Source organism: Aeromonas sp. ASNIH4 (genome assembly GCF_002934425.1).
GTDB lineage: Bacteria > Pseudomonadota > Gammaproteobacteria > Enterobacterales > Aeromonadaceae > Aeromonas > Aeromonas hydrophila.
The window spans coordinates 4,680,108-4,695,103 of the sequence record NZ_CP026217.1 but is presented as its reverse complement, the minus strand read 5'-3'; the positions used below and the strand labels follow the sequence as shown (position 1 = coordinate 4,695,103).

The window sequence follows — 14,996 nt, the reverse complement described above, 5'->3', positions numbered from 1 at the left end:
TAACGGACGTTTTATTGTTGGCTCCGAAGGGGTAGTGGTAGACTGTGCGGCTCTTGTACAGGGAGTACGCAGTTGACCCAGAGTGTGACACGCCAGGTGAAGCAGGCCATCATGGCCCAGCTCTATACCCACGCCTCATTCAGCCTGCCTTGCCTGGGTCTGCTGGCGCTTGGCTGGAGCCTGCTGTTCCACGACTACCTGCCCGCCGCCGAAGCGCTCGGCTGGCTGACCGGAGTGTTGCTGCTGATCTGCCGAGGCTGGCACCTGCGCTGGCGCCAGCCCAGGCTGGCGCAGATCCCGCTGCCGGTGCTGGAGCGTGAGCTCTTCATCGGGGTGACCATCACCTCCATCATCTGGGCGCTGGGCGTGCTGCTCTACATGGACAAGCTGCCCGACACCTATCGTGCCGCCATGATGATGCTCTCCAGCCTGATTCTCACCGGCAGCGCCATCATGCTGTTCGGCAGCCGCCGCTCGCTTTACGGCGCCGTCTTGCCGCTCGGGCTGGCCATGCTGTTCGAGCTGGGGGCGGGCAACGAGCAGGAGCGGATCGTCTCCTGCATGCTGGCGGGCTACCTGTTCGTCTTCCTGCCGACCCTGCTGCGCCGCCTGCGGCGGGATCAGGTGGCCTCGCTTTACCACCGTTTCTCCAACGCCGATCTGGTGGCCGAGCTGAAGGCAGTCTCCGAGCACCTCAAGCTCACCTCCCGCTTGGACGGGCTGACCGGCATCGCCAACCGGGCCCACCTCGACTACTGCCTCGAGCGCGCCTGGCGTCGCTGTCACCGGGCCCGGGCGCCGCTGTCGCTGGTGCTGGTGGATGTGGACTACTTCAAGCAATTCAACGACCTGTACGGCCATCAGCTGGGGGACGAGTGCCTGCAGCAGGTGGCGGGTCTGCTGGCCGAAGTACAGCGGCGCGAGGACGATCTCGCCGCCCGCTACGGCGGGGAGGAGTTTGCTCTGCTGCTGCCCTGTACCAGCATGCAGGGGGCGCTGCAGATCGCCGAGAACGTGCGGGTGGCGCTGAAGGATTTGAGCATTCCCCATCAGAAATCCCTGGTTTCCGGCCGGGTCAGTTGCAGCTTCGGGGTGGCGACCCTGGTACCGGATCAGAGCCTCTCCATCAGCGAGCTGATCCAAAAAGCGGATGCGGCCCTCTACCAGGCCAAGCATAATGGGCGGGATCGTATCGAAGTAGCCTTGATGGGTAAGGTTGCCTGAGTTTCACAAGACAGATTAAAGAGGTCGTCTATGCAATGTCATCGTATCGAAGAGCTGCTGGAGTTGTTGCAGCCTGCCTGGATCAAGGAACAGGATCTCAGCCTGGTGCAGTTTGTTGCCAAACTGGCCGAGGAAGCGGGATTTGAAGGTCCTCTGTCCGAGCTGACCGACGACATGCTGATCTATCACCTCAAGATGCGGGAATCCGACAAGCAGGCGATGATCCCCGGCCTAGCCAAGGATCACGTGCCCGACTTCAAGGAAGCCCTGCTCAAGGCCCGCGGCATCAAGTAAAGATTGCTCCAGCTGGAGCCTTTATTGGTGTTCAAAAGAATCTCTCAAAAAGGCGTTTCGTCAACTGGCGATACGTCTTTTTTGTTGCTTGAAATTGCGACGCCACTCGAACATTAGATACATTTTACCCACACAATTAGCAGGCTGTTTAAGATATAATCCGCTCCATAACAATTAATGAGTGGAGCGAAGTGTTGCAATGGCCGACCAGGACAAGATCGATATCAAGGATGTCACCGGCGATGTAACGGGGACATACAACCCCAATACCTTCAAAGCGAGCGATGACAGGTTCAATCCCGGCAACCGCATCTACGTGAGGGCCCAGACCGGCTACTGGCAGCGGGTGCGCAAGGCCATGGGCTGGTTCTTCGTGGTGCTCTTCGTCGCCATTCCCTGGTTGCGCTATGACGGTCGCCAGGCCGTGCTGTTCGACATCGGTCACCAGCAGTTCCACATCTTCGGTGCCACCATCTGGCCGCAGGACCTGACCCTGCTGGCCTGGATCTTCATGATTGCCGCCTTCGGGCTCTTCTTCGTGACCACCTTCCTCGGTCGGGTCTGGTGTGGCTATCTCTGCCCGCAGACGGTGTGGACCTTCATGTTCATCTGGTTCGAAGAGAAGCTGGAAGGGGCGGCCAACAAGCGCCGCAAGCTGGATGCCTCGCCCTGGAACGCCGAGAAGCTGGCCCGCAAGGGGGCCAAGCACCTGGCCTGGATCCTGCTGTCGCTGGGTACCGGCCTCACCTTCGTCGCCTACTTCCAGGACGTGTTCCAGCTGGTGCCGGACTTCTTCACCCTGCAGGCCAGTGGCTGGGTCATCTTCTGGGTGGTGCTGTTCGCCGCCTGTACCTACGGCAACGCCGGCTGGATGCGCGCCATCATGTGCATTCACATGTGCCCGTATGCTCGCTTCCAGTCCGCCATGTTCGACAAGGACACCTTCATCGTCGGCTATGACGCCAAGCGCGGTGAAACCCGTGGCGCCCGTGCCCGCAAGGCCGACCCCAAGGCGCTGGGGCTGGGGGACTGCATCGACTGCGACCTCTGCGTGCAGGTCTGCCCGACCGGCATCGACATCCGCGACGGCCTGCAGTACGAGTGCATCAACTGTGGTGCCTGCGTCGATGCCTGCGATCAGACCATGGAGCGGATGGGTTATCCGAAGGGGCTCATCAGCTACACCACCGAGCACAAGCTGGCCAACGACTCCACCCACGTGGCGCGGCCCAAGCTGATTGGTTACGGCCTGGTGATGGCGGTGATGCTGGGGGTGTTCGTCTACAACGCCATGTCCATCATGCCGATGGGGCTCGATATCCTGCGGGATCGCAACCAGCTGTTCCGCGAGAACAGCGAGGGGCTCATCGAGAACACCTACACCCTCAAGATCCTCAACAAGACCCTGCATCCCCAGACCTATCAGCTGGATGTGGAGGGGCTGCCGGAGCACGAATGGTTCGGCCCGCGCGAGGTGACTCTCAAAGCAGGGGAAATCTTCACCCTGCCGGTGAGCGTGGCGGTCGACCCCTTCAATCTGAAGAAGCCGACCCTGGACATCCGCTTCGTGCTCAAACGCGAAGGGGCGGCCGCAGACGACAGCAAGGGGATCCTGCGCCAGCCAAGCAAGTTCATCAGCCGGCTGTGACCGCCGTCATGGCCGGTTTTAGCCGGTCATCGGGCGCGGCAATGATAAGCAGTAGTGATAGAATGGGGCGCAACGGCGCCCCTTTCTCATGGTGGATGACATGCGTTTCAACTATTCCGACCTCAATCCCGATCTCATCATGGATGCGCTGGACCTCAGCGGTCTGCGTATCGACTCCGGTCTCATCGAACTCAACAGCTACGAAAACCGGGTCTACCAGTTTCAGGATGAAGATCGTCGCCGCTACGTGGTGAAGTTCTACCGTCCCGGTCGCTGGAGCCGGGCCCAGATCCTCGAAGAGCACGACTTCGCCGCCCGCCTCAATGAGGCGGAGATCCCGGTTGCCGCCCCCATCGCCTTTGCCGGCGAGACCCTGCTGGAGCATCAGGGCTACCCCTTCGCCATCTGGCAGAGCGTGGGGGGCCGCCAGTTCGAGGTGGACAACCTCGACCAGCTGGAGTGGGTGGGGCGCTATCTCGGCCGCATCCACCAGATAGGTGCCAGCCGCCCCTTCCATCACAGGGTCCGGCTCGATGTGGAGAGCATGCTGCACGAACCGCGTCAGCTGCTGGCGTCCGGCGAGTGGCTGCCGAGCGGGCTGGCCAAGTCCTTCTTCGGGGTACTGGACGAGCTGAACAAGCATGTCAGTGACGCCATGACCCTGGACGTGGCCCAGATCTCCCTGCATGGCGACTGCCACCCGGGCAACATCCTCTGGCGCGACGGCCCGATGTTCGTCGATCTCGATGACTGTCGCAGCGGCCCCGCCATCCAGGATCTCTGGATGATGCTGAGCGGCGAGCGGCACGAGCAGTTGATCCAGCTCGATACTCTGCTGGCGGGCTATGAGGAGTTCATGGAGTTCGACCCGCGCGAGCTGACGCTGATCGAGCCGTTGCGGGCCATGCGCATCGTTCACTACATGGCCTGGCTGGCCCGGCGCTGGGAAGACCCTGCCTTCCCGCGCCACTTCCCCTGGTTCAACACCGATCACTACTGGCGCCAGCAGATCGCAACCTTGCACGACCAGCTGGAAGCGCTCAAGGCACCGCCCCTGACGCTGACGCCTGGCTGGTGATGAGGGAAAGAGAGCGGGCGGCAGACGGGACTCGCGCACCCAGCTTGACCATTGACTGCGCAGTGGTGACGCAATAGGCTTGGCACTGCTTCGGTTCGCCGGGCGTGCCTCACAGTGATCCCTTAACAGGAAACGTCATGAAAAAAGTACTATTTTTCCTTGCTGCCATGCTGATGATCCCCATGGTTCACGCCGCCCCCGAATTCAAGGAAGGCGTCAACTACGATGTGGTCAAACAGACCGGTAGCGCCCAACCGGAAGTGCTGGAGTTCTTCTCCTACTACTGCCCCCACTGCGCCAAGTTCGAGCCGATTGCCGAGGATCTGAAGAAGAACTTGCCGGAAGGCGTGCCGATGAAGAAAAACCCGGTGGCCTTCCTGGGCCGCGAGATGGGTCCGGAGATGCAGCGTGCCTACGCCGTTGCCAGCCTGCTGAATGTTGAAGGCAAGCTGACCCCGGCCATCTTCGACAAGATCCACACCCAGCGTCAGTACCCGCAGAGCCGTGCCGACGTGAAGCAGATCTTCGTGGACAACGGCGTGCCGGCCGAGGAGTTCGACGGTGCCGTCGACAGCTTCGCCGTCTCCGGCATGGTCTCCCAGTTTGACCGCAACACCGAGAGCTACAACATCCGCGGTGTGCCGGCCTTCCTGGTCAACGGCAAGTACATGGTGAAGATCGAATCCATTACTTCCCAGGAACAGTTCAACCAGCTGGTGAAATTCCTGCTGGCCAAGAAAGACTGATCCCGCCAGACCCGATGAAAAAAGCCCGCCGGTGCAAACTGGCGGGCTTTTTGTTTGCCATCGGATTGGCACAAGTCAGACCCCGACGTGGAACGCCTGCTTGAGATTGCGGATGAAGTCCGCATCCCGGCACAGGGTCTTGCCGGGGCTGTCGGAGATCTTGGCGACCGGGCCGCCGTTGCACTCCATCAGCTTGAACACGATGTTCATCGGGCTCACGCCGGGCAGATCGCAGGTGAGCTTGGTGCCGATGCCGAAGCTGGTGTTGATGCGACCGCGGAAGTGGCGGAACAACTCGACCGCCTTGTCGAGGTTGAGGCCATCGGAGAACACCAGCGTCTTCTCGGTGGGGTCGATGCCGAGCCGCTGATAGTGGCTGATGGCCTTCTCGCCCCACACCACGGGATCGCCGGAGTCGTGGCGCAGTCCCTGATAGCGGCTGGCCAGCTCGAAGTCAAAGTCGCGCAGGAAGGCATCCATGGTGATGCAGTCGGTGAGCGCGATGCCGAGGTGATTGGTGAATTCATCAAGCCAGCTGGTGAGGGCGGCCCGCTGGCTGTGCTCGAGCGGGAAGCCGAGCTGCTGGTGAGCCTGGAACCACTCGTGGGCCTGGGTACCCACCGCCGGCAGGCCGTATTTCTGGGCCAGCAGGTAGTTGCTGGTGCCGCGAAACGCCGGCAGCCGCTCCTTGAGGCGACCCACCACCGCATCCTGCACCGCGAGGGAGAAGCGGCGCCGGGTGCCGAAGTCGATAAGGTTGAACTCGTCCATCTCCTCCCGGCTCAGCTCCCGCTCCAGCTTGTCGATCTTCTGATCTAGCCGCTCCAGCGCCTGACTGACGCCGAACTGGGGGTAACGGAAGCGGTTGCGCATCTCGCTGATGATGGCGAGCACCGGGATCTCCCACAGGATCACGTCCTGCCAGGGGCCCTCGACCCGCACGTTGATGCGACCATCCTGCTCGAACACCTTGAGCAGGGAGGCATCCAGCGGCTTGCGGCGCAGGTGGTCGAGGTAATCGGCGGTGAAGAAGGGGCGCTCGGCCAGGAAGTTGAGCTCGGGCCTGGTCAGCCGCAGCGAGCCGGCAAGGTGCAGCTGCTCCTCGATCTGGCCCATCATGGGCAGCAGATCCTCTTCGTTGCGGCTGTGAAACTCGGCCACCACCTCGGCATCCGGATAGCGATGGAACACCGCCTGCTGCATGTGCAGCTTGTAAGCATCGGTATCGAGCAGGCTGTTGAGTATGGGTGGCATATCAGACTCCCCGCAGGCGGGTGAACGCAAGAGCGCTCCCCTGCCGCTTTTGTAGATTGCAGACGCCGGTATCGGGCAGGCTGATGAGAATGAGGGGCATATCAGGCGTCCAGCAGGCGTTGTACATCGATCAGGCTCTGGGCGAGTTCGGCGCCGGCCTCGATCATCTGGGTGTGGGCGCTGGCAACCGTCTCGGGGGCGATGCCACGACAGGCATCGAGATGGACGATCACCCGGAAACCGGCGCGGCGCAGCTGCAGCACGCTGGTCTTGACGCAGTAGTCGGTAGCAAGGCCGCCGGCCAGTACGGTAGTGACGCCGCGGGCGTGCAGAAACTCGATGAGTCCGGTGCTGCGGCGCTCGGCCAGATCGTGGAAGCAGGTGCCGTAGGGGTGCAGATCCGGCTCGACTCCCTTCCAGACGAAGAAGTCGTAATCGACCGGGGCTGGCAGGCCGTCGAGCAGTTCGAAGCCGCGGGTACCCGGCACGCAGTGCACCGGCCAGGTGAGGTCGGCGTTGGGCAAGTCCAGCGGCAGCAACATGCCGGCGGGATCGCTGACGACCCAGGCGGCGTTGGCGGGATGCGAATCCTTGCTGCCGATCCGCAGGCTGGCGAGGGTGGCCTGAGCGTTGAGCGCAGCCACAATATCATCCCCGCCCGCGACGGGCAGTTCGTTCGGGCAGAGGGGGGTAAAGCCCTTCTGCGCATCAATATCCAGGCTGGCGACGGTTCCCATTGAGTGGCTCCTGCACATACTATTCGTGTGATATTATCTACCAAACATTAATCGAAGGCGAGCAGGGCGATCGGCATGTTGAGAATGAGTCTGGATATGGTGGTGCTGCGGTTGAACGAGGAGCGGCTCGAGCTGCTGCTTGAGACTCGCGATCGCCCGCCCTTTGCCCACTGCTGGCAACTGCCGGCGCTGCGCATCGACGAGACCCGGGATCGGGATCTGGACGCGGCTCGCCATCGCCTGCTGACCGAGTGGGGGCTGGGCCACTGCTACAGCGAGCAGGTCTGCACCCTCGGCAATCTGGAGCGGGATCCCCGTGGCTGGTCCACCACCCTGGTCTATCTCTGCCTGGTGGACTCCGAGGTCGAAGCCGTGCACGGCTGCTGGCACCCGCTCTGTGATCTGCCGGGGCTCAGCCTCGCCTTCGACCACACTCAGCTGATTGCCCGGGGGCTGGAACGACTGCGGATCAAGAGCCGCTACAGCACCTTGCCGTTGCAACTGCTGGGGGCCGAGTTCACCCTCTCCGAGGTGCAACGGGCTTTCGAAATCATCCTGCAGACGCCGATGAACACGGCGGCCTTTCGCAAGCGGATCCACCGCGCCGGCATCCTGCTGGATACCGGCCGCAAGCGTACCGGCAAGCAGCGCCCCGCCATTCTCTACCGGATGGAGAGCCCCTGCTGCGTGATGTTCGATCAGGTGATGAACGGAGCGGAGGCATGAGCGCATCCCCTGTTCGTGTGCTGGTCAGCGCGTGTTTGCTGGGCCAGCCTGTGCGCTACGACGGCCAGAGCAAGGGGATCGTCAGCGACTGGCTGAGCGAGCTGGGGGCTGAAGGGCGAGCGCTGGCGTTTTGCCCCGAGGTGGCGGGCGGCCTGCCGACCCCGCGTCCTCCTGCCGAACGGCAGGGCGAGCGGGTGGTGACCGCGAGTGGACTGGATGTGACGGCAGAGTTCGATCACGGCGCCCGGCTGGCGCTGCAACTCTGCCAGGCTCAGGGCATTCGCTTCGCCCTGCTGAAGGAGGGGAGCCCCTCCTGCGGCAGCGGCCGCATCTACAACGGCCGCTTCGAGGGTGTCTCTGTGGCGGGCGAGGGCATGACCACGGCCCTGTTGCGCCGCCACGGCATCCGGGTGTTCAGCGAGGATCAGCTGCCCGAGCTGGCCTCGGCGCTCGCCTTGGCTGCCTGCGGCTCGGCCTGAGCCGCCGCATCGGCTGCCTGCCACTGCGCCAGCACGGTGTCCTTCTCCTGCCAGCGCTGGTTCAGCCACTGCTGGAAGCCGCGTTTGAACTGCTTGTCGTTGAAGTAATCCCCCACCAGCTGCTCGTCCACCGGCAGCTCCTCGATCCGTACCCGAATGCGCTTCATCCGCCCCATCAGGAAATCCTTGAAGGGGGTTTCGGGGTTGTCCGGGTAGCTGATGGTGACGTTGATCAGGCTGTCGAACTGCTCTCCCATGGCCGCCAGGGTGAAGGCCAGCCCTGCCGCCTTGGGCGACATCAGGTGCTGGTAACGGGAGCGGGAGGCGTCGCGCTTCGCCTCGGTGAAGCGGGTCCCCTCTACGAAGTTGATTACGGTGGTGGGGATGTGGCGAAACTTCTCGCAGGCGTTGCGGGTGGTCTCGATGTCCTTGCCCCGCAGGTGCGGGTTCCTCAGCAAAAACTCCCGTGAGTAGCGACGCATAAAGGGCATGTCGAGCCCCCAGCAGGCCAGCCCCAGCAGCGGGATATAGATCAGCTCGTGCTTCATGAAGAACTTGGGCACCGGCAGCCGGTCGCGAAACAGATGACCCAGCACCACGATATCGGTCCAGCTCATGTGGTTGCTGACGATCAGGTACCAGCCATCCTTGCGCAGCCGGGTGTCGTCCTCCACCTGCCAGTCGATGCGGGTGGTGAGGCGGATCACCAGGGCGTTGCAGGCCAGCCACAGGCGCATGAAACGGTTGTTGAGGCGACTGCAGGCACGGCCAAAGGCCGGGATCGGCAGCAGCAGCTTGGCCAGTGACACCAGCAGGATGAGGCTGGCGCACAGGGCGGTAAACAGTATGGTCAGGCCGGCGCTGATGAGCAGCACCAGCGGACCCGGGAGCAGGGTTAGCATGGCGTCGTTGAGGGCGTCTTGTCCGCCAGCAGCTGATCCAGGGTCTGGTCTTTCTCGTGCCAGATCCCGTTCAGCCACTGTTGAAACTCTTGTTGGAACTCGGGGTCATTGAAGTAATCCCCCACCAGATTGCGTTCGATCGGCAAAAAACGGACTCGAACCTTGATCTCCTTGACCCGACCGCACATGAAGTCCCAGTAACTGGGGATGCCGTCCGGATAGGCGATGGTCACATCCACCAGCTTGTGCAGCTGATCCCCCATGGCCGCCAGGGTGAAGGCGATGCCGCCAGCCCGCGGGTGCAGCAGGTGGCGATAGGGTGCTGCCTGTTTGTCGTGTTTGCGGGCGGTGAAGCGGGTGCCCTCCACGAAGTTCATCACGCTCACTGGAATGTGGCGGAACTTGGCACAGGCCTGGCGTGTGGTCTCTATGTCTTTTCCCTTCAGATGTGGCTTCTTTTCCAGCAACTTGCGCGAATATCGCCGCATGAAGGGGAAATCCAGCGCCCACCAGGCCAGGCCGAGAAAAGGTACCCAAATCAGTTCTTTCTTGAGGAAAAACTTCAGGAAGGGGATTTTTTGATTAAAAATCCGCTGCAGTACCAGTATGTCGACCCAGGATTGATGGTTGGCAATCACCATATACCACTCATTCCGGCGCCCTTTGTCCACTCCGACCACATCGAAAGGGGTTCTGATGATGGTTTTCTGGATCAGGTTGTTGAAACCGATCCAGCAGCCGGCACTGCCATCCAGCAGCGCGTTGCAGAGGGTGCGCCAGCCCTTGAGGGGCAGCAACAGCTTGAGCAGGCCCAGCGTGAGGATGGGGATAAACCAGAACAGGGTGTTGAGAAAATAGAGCAGGGTCGAGAGGCTGCCGCGCAGTCGCTCAATCAGCTTGTTGGGCATGGGTCGGGTCCGTCTTGCTGTCGATAAGGGGCCATCAAGTGGTCAGATCTGTGGCCATAATATCAGCCGATGGCCCGCGAGACCATGCGAGGGGCCATCGCGGTCTCTTTCTGCCCCGTATCAGCCGCTGCGCAGCCGCGACAGCAGCCGGTCCATGGCCCGGTAACCGAGCGCCTCGATCAGGTGCTCCTTCTCGATGGCTTGCCGTCCTGCCAGATCGGCTATGGTGCGCGACACCCGCAGGATGCGGTGCCAGGCCCGGATGCTGAGCCCCAGCTTCTGGATGGCGTTCTCCAGAAACTCGGCATCCTGCGGCGATAAGCGGCAAATTTCTTCGATTTCACGGCTATCAAGCAGGTTGTTGAGCTTGCCGTTGCGGCTCAGCATACGCTCCCGCGCCGCCAGCACCCGTTCGCGGATCTGCTGGCTCGACTCCCCCCGCTCCGCCTTGCCGGTGAGACTCCCCTTGGGCAGCAGCGGCACCTCCACCGTCAGGTCGAAGCGGTCGAGAAAGGGGCCGGAGAGCTTGCCGAGGTAGCGCAGGATCTGATCCGGGCTGGAGCGGGTCTGGCCATCGCCATAGTGGCCGCAAGGGCTGGGATTCATGGCGCCGACCAGCTGGAAGCGGGCGGGAAAATCCACCTGGCGGGCGGCCCGACTGATGGTGATATGGCCGGTCTCCAGCGGCTCGCGCAGGGAGTCGAGCACCTTGCGCTCGAACTCGGGCAGTTCATCCAGAAACAGCACCCCATTGTGGGCCAACGAAATTTCGCCGGGCCTTGGGTGGCTGCCACCCCCCACCAGCGCCACCGCCGAGGCGCTGTGATGGGGCGTGCGATAGGGCCTGTGATGCCAGTGACCGGCGCGCGGGGTGAGGCCGCCGATGGAATGGATGGCGGCGGTCTGCTGCGCTTCCTGTTCGCTAAGGGGCGGCAAGATACCGGGCAAGCGGCTGGCCAGCATGCTCTTGCCGGTGCCGGGCGGGCCGATGAACAGCAGGTTGTGGCTGCCGGCGGCAGCGATCTCCAGCGCCCGCTTGGCCTGAGACTGGCCGATCACGTCCTGCAGGTCCGGCACATCGGGCAGGGCCTCCGTGCTCTGGGGATCCGGCAGTGGCAGCTCGTACTGGCCCGCCAGCCAGGCGGTGACGGCCAGCAGCTGATGGGCGGTGCGCACTTCGGCGTCCTGGATCAGTGAGGCTTCGGGGCCGTTCTCTCGCGGCACCAGCAGAGTGCGCCCCGCATCGCGGCAGGCGAGCACGGCGGGCAGCACCCCGAGCACGGGACGGATCTCGCCGGTCAGGGCCAGTTCGCCTAAAAATTCGTGATCTAGCAGGTATTTTGCAGGTATCTGCTTGGAAGCCGCGAGAATGCCGATGGCGATGGCCAGATCGAAGCGGCCCCCCTCCTTGGGCAGATCGGCGGGGGCCAGATTGACCGTGATGTGTTTGCTCGGGAACTCGAAATTGCCGTTGAGCAGGGCGCTGCGCACCCGATCCCGCGACTCCTTCACCGAGGTTTCCGGCAGGCCCACCATGTTGAAGGCGGGCAAACCGTTGGAGAGGTGTACCTCCACCGTCACTTGCGGGGCCGCGACACCTAAGCTGGCACGGCTATAAACCACAGCTAATGACATAAATCCCGTCCTTGGTTTGATGTATGTGCTGGTTAACCGTTTTTTATTAGTTTTTTGTTCCAATCGACGCGTTTGGACTCAGTCAAAATCAGAGTCTTGTCAGGCAAAAAACGCTTGCCCAATAAAAATCACCGTGCTAGTTCTAATAGCCATTCGCGGTAAAAACCGCCCAATTTCACAGGATTTCCGGTTGTAACTATGAACATGGCCTCCCGTTTCGTCAGCATTATTGTGGTCCTAGTGGTGATTATTATCTCACCGCTCGGGGCTCGTTTAGCTGCACGGAACAAGGGATAGACCCACCACCGGACAGAACGAAACAAGCGACCCCCGAGCCTCACAGCTCGGGGGTTTTTTTTCGACCACAGGACAGGATTTTCCAGATGAACGGCGCGCAGTTTTTGGTACAGGCTCTCAAGCAACAGGGTGTGACTCAGGTGTTTGGTTACCCGGGCGGGGCCATCATGCCGGTCTACGATGCCCTGTATGACGGTGGCCTGGCCCACCAGCTCTGCCGCCACGAGCAGGGTGCCGCCATGGCGGCGGTCGGTTATGCCCGCGCTTCCGGTCAGGTGGGCGTCTGCATCGCCACCTCCGGCCCCGGCGCTACCAACCTGGTGACTGGCCTCGCGGAGGCGCTGCTCGATTCGGTGCCGCTGGTGGCCATCAGCGGTCAGGTGCCCTGCGCCGCCGTCGGGACCGATGCGTTTCAGGAGGTCGACGTGCTCGGCATGTCCCTCTCCTGCACCAAACACTCCTTCATGGTGACCGACGTGGCCGATCTGCCGCAGGTGATCGCCGAAGCCTTCGCCATCGCCAGTGAGGGGCGCCCGGGCCCGGTGCTGATCGACCTGCCCAAGGATGTGCAACTGGCCAAGGTGCCAACCCAGAGCCCGCTGTTTGCGGTGGCTGAGCCCGAGCACCTGAGCCAGGCCGAACTGACGGCCGCCCGCACCCTGCTGGCTGTCGCCGAGCGCCCGGTGCTCTACGTCGGTGGCGGGGTGGGCATGGCCAATGCCGAGCAGCAGCTGCGCGAGTTTGCCGCCGCCACCGGCATGCCTGCGGTCACCACCCTCAAGGGGATAGGTGCACTCGACCCCGACAGCCCCGTTTATCTCGGCATGCTCGGCATGCACGGTACCAAGGCGGCCAACTACGCGGTGCAGCAGTGCGACTTGCTGCTGGTGGTGGGTGCCCGTTTCGATGATCGAGTGACCGGCAAGCTGGAGGAGTTCGCCCCCGAAGCCAAGGTGATCCACCTCGATGTGGACGCCGCCGAGTTCGGCAAGCGCCGCGCCGCCGAGGTGGGCATCACTCAGGATCTGAAACAGGTGCTGCCGCACCTCGCCATGTCCCTCTCCATCGACCCATGGCGTGAGCACTGCGCGAACATGGCCCTCGAGTACGCATTTCGCTATGACCATCCCGGCCAGCCCATCTATGCCCCGGCGCTGCTCAAGCAGCTCTCCGCCAGGTTGCCAGAGACCAGCGTGGTGGCCTGCGACGTGGGTCAACACCAGATGTGGGTGGCCCAGCACATGCGCTTCACCAGCCCGCGCAACCACCTCTCCAGCGCCGGTCTCGGCACCATGGGCTTTGGTCTGCCGGCCGCCATCGGCGCCAAGATGTCGCGTCCCGAAGATGAAGTGGTGCTGGTGAGTGGTGACGGTTCTTTCATGATGAACGTGCAGGAGCTTGGCACCATCCGCCGGGCCCAGCTCAAGGTGAAGATGGTGCTGCTGGACAACCAGCGCCTCGGCATGGTGCGCCAGTGGCAGGAATTGTTCTTCGACGGCCGCTACAGCGAGACCATTCTCTCCGACAACCCCGATTTCATCGCCCTGGCTGCCGCCTTCGGTATCCCCGGCGAAACCATCACATGCAAGGACCAGATAGCCGGCGCCCTCGATCGCCTGCTGGCCAGCGAGAGTGCCTACCTGCTGCATGTGGCCATTTCAGAGGAAGAAAACGTCTGGCCCCTGGTTCCGCCAGGAGTCGCCAACCACCAGATGATGGAGCAACGCCCATGAGTCAGTTCAATACCTTGCAAATCCATGCCCAGCCCAGACCCGAAGTGATGGAGCGGGTGCTGCGGGTGGTTCGTCACCGCGGTTTCAACCTCTGCGCCCTCAACATGGAGCAGGATTGCCAACAACTGCGGATCACGGTTACTGTCGAGTCGGTGCGTCCCATCCAGCAGTTGTGGAGCCAGCTGGTGAAGCTGGTGGACGTTTCCCGGGTCGATGCACTGGAACAGCAACCCCGGATCAGAGCTTAAGGAGCCAAGCCAATGTCACAGCCTTCCCAATCCGCCACTCACCCCCAATACATCTGGTTCAACGGCAAACTGGTGCCCTGGCAGGATGCCCAGGTGCACGTGATGAGCCACGCCCTGCACTATGGCTCCTCGGTGTTCGAAGGGGTGCGTGCCTACGACACTCCCAAGGGCACCTGCATCTTCCGTCTGCAGGAGCATACCCGCCGCCTGTTCGACTCCGCCAAGATCTACTGGATGGACGTCCCCTACAGCGAGGCCGACGTGAATGAAGCCTGCCGCACCGTGGTGCGCGAGAACGGCCTGAAGAGCGGCTATCTGCGCCCGCTGGCCTTTGTCGGCAACGTGGGGCTGGGGCTGCATCCGCCGCTGGATGCCAAGGCCGACCTGATGGTGGCCGCCCTGCCGTGGGGCGCCTATCTGGGGGAAGAGGGGCTGAAAAACGGGGTGGATGTGTGCGTCACCTCCTGGAACCGGCTCGCTCCCAACACCATTCCCACCGGCGCCAAGGCGGGCGGCAACTACCTCTCCTCCCAGCTGATCAGCCGGGAGGCCAAGCGCAACGGCTTTGCCGAGGGGCTGGCGCTGGATGTGAACGGCTACCTGAGCGAAGGGGCGGGGGAGAACCTGTTCCTGGTGAAGAACGGCGTGCTGTTTACCCCGCCCGCTACCGCCGCCATCCTGCCCGGCATCACCCGCGACACCATCATGACGCTGGCCCGCGATCTGGGTTACGAGGTGCGCGAGCAGGCGCTGCCCCGCGAGGCTCTCTATGTCGCAGACGAAATCTTCATGACCGGCACGGCGGCCGAGGTGACCCCGGTGCGCTCCGTCGATCGGATGAAGGTGGGCGCTGGCTGCCGCGGCCCGGTGACCGAGCAGCTGCAAAACGCCTTCTTCGGCCTGTTCAATGGCCAGACAGAGGACAAGTGGGGCTGGCTGACACCCGTCAACGACTGATGAGAGAGGGGAGGCGTCATGCCTCCCCGAGTCGCTTCCGGTCAGGGCACTGCGCTGTGCCCTCACCAGGATCGATTCCCGATCCGAGAGTCACTTTTTCATTTCCAAAGATAATGAGCCCGCTGGGCAT

Annotated in this window: 15 protein-coding genes; 10 read left to right on the top strand and 5 right to left on the bottom strand. The window is 62.6% G+C overall.

Annotated features, from left to right (window positions below):
• Positions 1–72: 72 nt before the first annotated feature.
• From C2U40_RS22055 to C2U40_RS22035, 5 genes are all read left to right on the top strand, one after another.
• Entirely contained in the window at positions 73–1,224 is a 1,152-nt protein-coding gene (locus tag C2U40_RS22055) for a GGDEF domain-containing protein (protein ID WP_181014788.1), read from the top strand.
• Positions 1,225–1,254: 30 nt separating this feature from the next.
• Positions 1,255–1,518, top strand: coding sequence for a YihD family protein (locus tag C2U40_RS22050; RefSeq protein ID WP_005306857.1), 264 nt, complete (start codon positions 1,255–1,257; stop codon positions 1,516–1,518).
• A 199-nt stretch (positions 1,519–1,717) separates the two neighbouring features.
• Entirely contained in the window at positions 1,718–3,166 is a 1,449-nt protein-coding gene (ccoG, locus tag C2U40_RS22045; protein WP_016352365.1) for a cytochrome c oxidase accessory protein CcoG, read from the top strand.
• An 88-nt stretch (positions 3,167–3,254) separates the two neighbouring features.
• Complete coding sequence (locus C2U40_RS22040) at positions 3,255–4,244, top strand: serine/threonine protein kinase (protein ID WP_103827663.1); 990 nt, start codon at positions 3,255–3,257, stop codon at positions 4,242–4,244.
• 137 nt (positions 4,245–4,381) lie between these two features.
• Positions 4,382–4,990, top strand: a complete 609-nt coding sequence (locus tag C2U40_RS22035) for a thiol:disulfide interchange protein DsbA/DsbL (RefSeq protein WP_011707872.1) — start codon at positions 4,382–4,384, stop codon at positions 4,988–4,990.
• 75 nt (positions 4,991–5,065) lie between these two features.
• Here the strand turns inward: C2U40_RS22035 and pncB are convergent, their stop codons facing one another.
• Both pncB and C2U40_RS22025 read right to left on the bottom strand, forming a co-directional pair.
• A complete protein-coding gene (gene pncB, locus C2U40_RS22030; RefSeq protein WP_103827662.1) occupies positions 5,066–6,244 on the bottom strand; it encodes a nicotinate phosphoribosyltransferase in 1,179 nt (392 codons plus the stop codon).
• A 101-nt stretch (positions 6,245–6,345) separates the two neighbouring features.
• Complete coding sequence (locus C2U40_RS22025; protein ID WP_103827661.1) at positions 6,346–6,981, bottom strand: nicotinamidase; 636 nt, start codon at positions 6,979–6,981, stop codon at positions 6,346–6,348.
• A gap of 75 nt (positions 6,982–7,056) precedes the next feature.
• Here C2U40_RS22025 and C2U40_RS22020 point away from each other — a divergent pair, with 75 nt between their 5' ends.
• Complete coding sequence (locus C2U40_RS22020; protein ID WP_011707866.1) at positions 7,057–7,707, top strand: NUDIX hydrolase; 651 nt, start codon at positions 7,057–7,059, stop codon at positions 7,705–7,707.
• The gene (locus C2U40_RS22015; protein ID WP_103827660.1) at positions 7,704–8,186 is read left to right on the top strand and encodes a DUF523 domain-containing protein; all 483 of its coding nucleotides are present in this window, start codon (positions 7,704–7,706) and stop codon (positions 8,184–8,186) included. Before C2U40_RS22020 ends, C2U40_RS22015 begins: the two co-directional genes overlap by 4 nt.
• Here C2U40_RS22015 and C2U40_RS22010 read toward each other — a convergent pair.
• From C2U40_RS22010 to C2U40_RS22000, 3 genes are all read right to left on the bottom strand, one after another.
• On the bottom strand, positions 8,132–9,088 hold the full coding sequence (locus tag C2U40_RS22010) for an acyltransferase (protein ID WP_045525913.1): 957 nt from the start codon (positions 9,086–9,088) through the stop codon (positions 8,132–8,134). The genes C2U40_RS22015 and C2U40_RS22010 overlap by 55 nt on opposite strands.
• Positions 9,082–9,996: an acyltransferase gene (locus C2U40_RS22005; RefSeq protein ID WP_029302342.1), complete on the bottom strand. Its 915-nt coding sequence runs from the start codon at positions 9,994–9,996 to the stop codon at positions 9,082–9,084. Before C2U40_RS22005 ends, C2U40_RS22010 begins: the two co-directional genes overlap by 7 nt.
• 120 nt (positions 9,997–10,116) lie before the next feature.
• A complete protein-coding gene (locus C2U40_RS22000) occupies positions 10,117–11,631 on the bottom strand; it encodes a YifB family Mg chelatase-like AAA ATPase (protein WP_103827658.1) in 1,515 nt (504 codons plus the stop codon).
• A gap of 383 nt (positions 11,632–12,014) precedes the next feature.
• Here C2U40_RS22000 and ilvG point away from each other — a divergent pair, with 383 nt between their 5' ends.
• The 3 genes from ilvG to C2U40_RS21980 are packed head-to-tail and all read left to right on the top strand — an operon-like array spanning position 12,015 to position 14,866.
• Positions 12,015–13,661, top strand: a complete 1,647-nt coding sequence (ilvG, locus tag C2U40_RS21990; protein WP_103827657.1) for an acetolactate synthase 2 catalytic subunit — start codon at positions 12,015–12,017, stop codon at positions 13,659–13,661.
• Positions 13,658–13,909, top strand: a complete 252-nt coding sequence (gene ilvM, locus C2U40_RS21985) for an acetolactate synthase 2 small subunit (RefSeq protein ID WP_005306810.1) — start codon at positions 13,658–13,660, stop codon at positions 13,907–13,909. Before ilvG ends, ilvM begins: the two co-directional genes overlap by 4 nt.
• A gap of 12 nt (positions 13,910–13,921) precedes the next feature.
• Complete coding sequence (locus tag C2U40_RS21980; protein WP_024945526.1) at positions 13,922–14,866, top strand: branched-chain amino acid transaminase; 945 nt, start codon at positions 13,922–13,924, stop codon at positions 14,864–14,866.
• Positions 14,867–14,996 lie beyond the last annotated feature (130 nt).

Excerpts from the sequence above, each read along its gene's own strand:
- C2U40_RS22050 (WP_005306857.1), top strand. The coding sequence starts at position 1,255 with ATGCAATGTCATCGTATCGAAGAGCTGCTGGAGTTGTTGCAGCCTGCC.
- ccoG (WP_016352365.1), top strand. The coding sequence starts at position 1,718 with ATGGCCGACCAGGACAAGATCGATATCAAGGATGTCACCGGCGATGTA.
- C2U40_RS22040 (WP_103827663.1), top strand. The coding sequence starts at position 3,255 with ATGGTGGATGACATGCGTTTCAACTATTCCGACCTCAATCCCGATCTC.
- C2U40_RS22035 (WP_011707872.1), top strand. The coding sequence starts at position 4,382 with ATGAAAAAAGTACTATTTTTCCTTGCTGCCATGCTGATGATCCCCATG.
- pncB (WP_103827662.1), bottom strand. The coding sequence starts at position 6,244 with ATGCCACCCATACTCAACAGCCTGCTCGATACCGATGCTTACAAGCTG.
- C2U40_RS22025 (WP_103827661.1), bottom strand. The coding sequence starts at position 6,981 with ATGGGAACCGTCGCCAGCCTGGATATTGATGCGCAGAAGGGCTTTACC.
- C2U40_RS22020 (WP_011707866.1), top strand. The coding sequence starts at position 7,057 with ATGTTGAGAATGAGTCTGGATATGGTGGTGCTGCGGTTGAACGAGGAG.
- C2U40_RS22015 (WP_103827660.1), top strand. The coding sequence starts at position 7,704 with ATGAGCGCATCCCCTGTTCGTGTGCTGGTCAGCGCGTGTTTGCTGGGC.
- C2U40_RS22010 (WP_045525913.1), bottom strand. The coding sequence starts at position 9,088 with ATGCTAACCCTGCTCCCGGGTCCGCTGGTGCTGCTCATCAGCGCCGGC.
- C2U40_RS22005 (WP_029302342.1), bottom strand. The coding sequence starts at position 9,996 with ATGCCCAACAAGCTGATTGAGCGACTGCGCGGCAGCCTCTCGACCCTG.
- C2U40_RS22000 (WP_103827658.1), bottom strand. The coding sequence starts at position 11,631 with ATGTCATTAGCTGTGGTTTATAGCCGTGCCAGCTTAGGTGTCGCGGCC.
- ilvG (WP_103827657.1), top strand. The coding sequence starts at position 12,015 with ATGAACGGCGCGCAGTTTTTGGTACAGGCTCTCAAGCAACAGGGTGTG.
- ilvM (WP_005306810.1), top strand. The coding sequence starts at position 13,658 with ATGAGTCAGTTCAATACCTTGCAAATCCATGCCCAGCCCAGACCCGAA.
- C2U40_RS21980 (WP_024945526.1), top strand. The coding sequence starts at position 13,922 with ATGTCACAGCCTTCCCAATCCGCCACTCACCCCCAATACATCTGGTTC.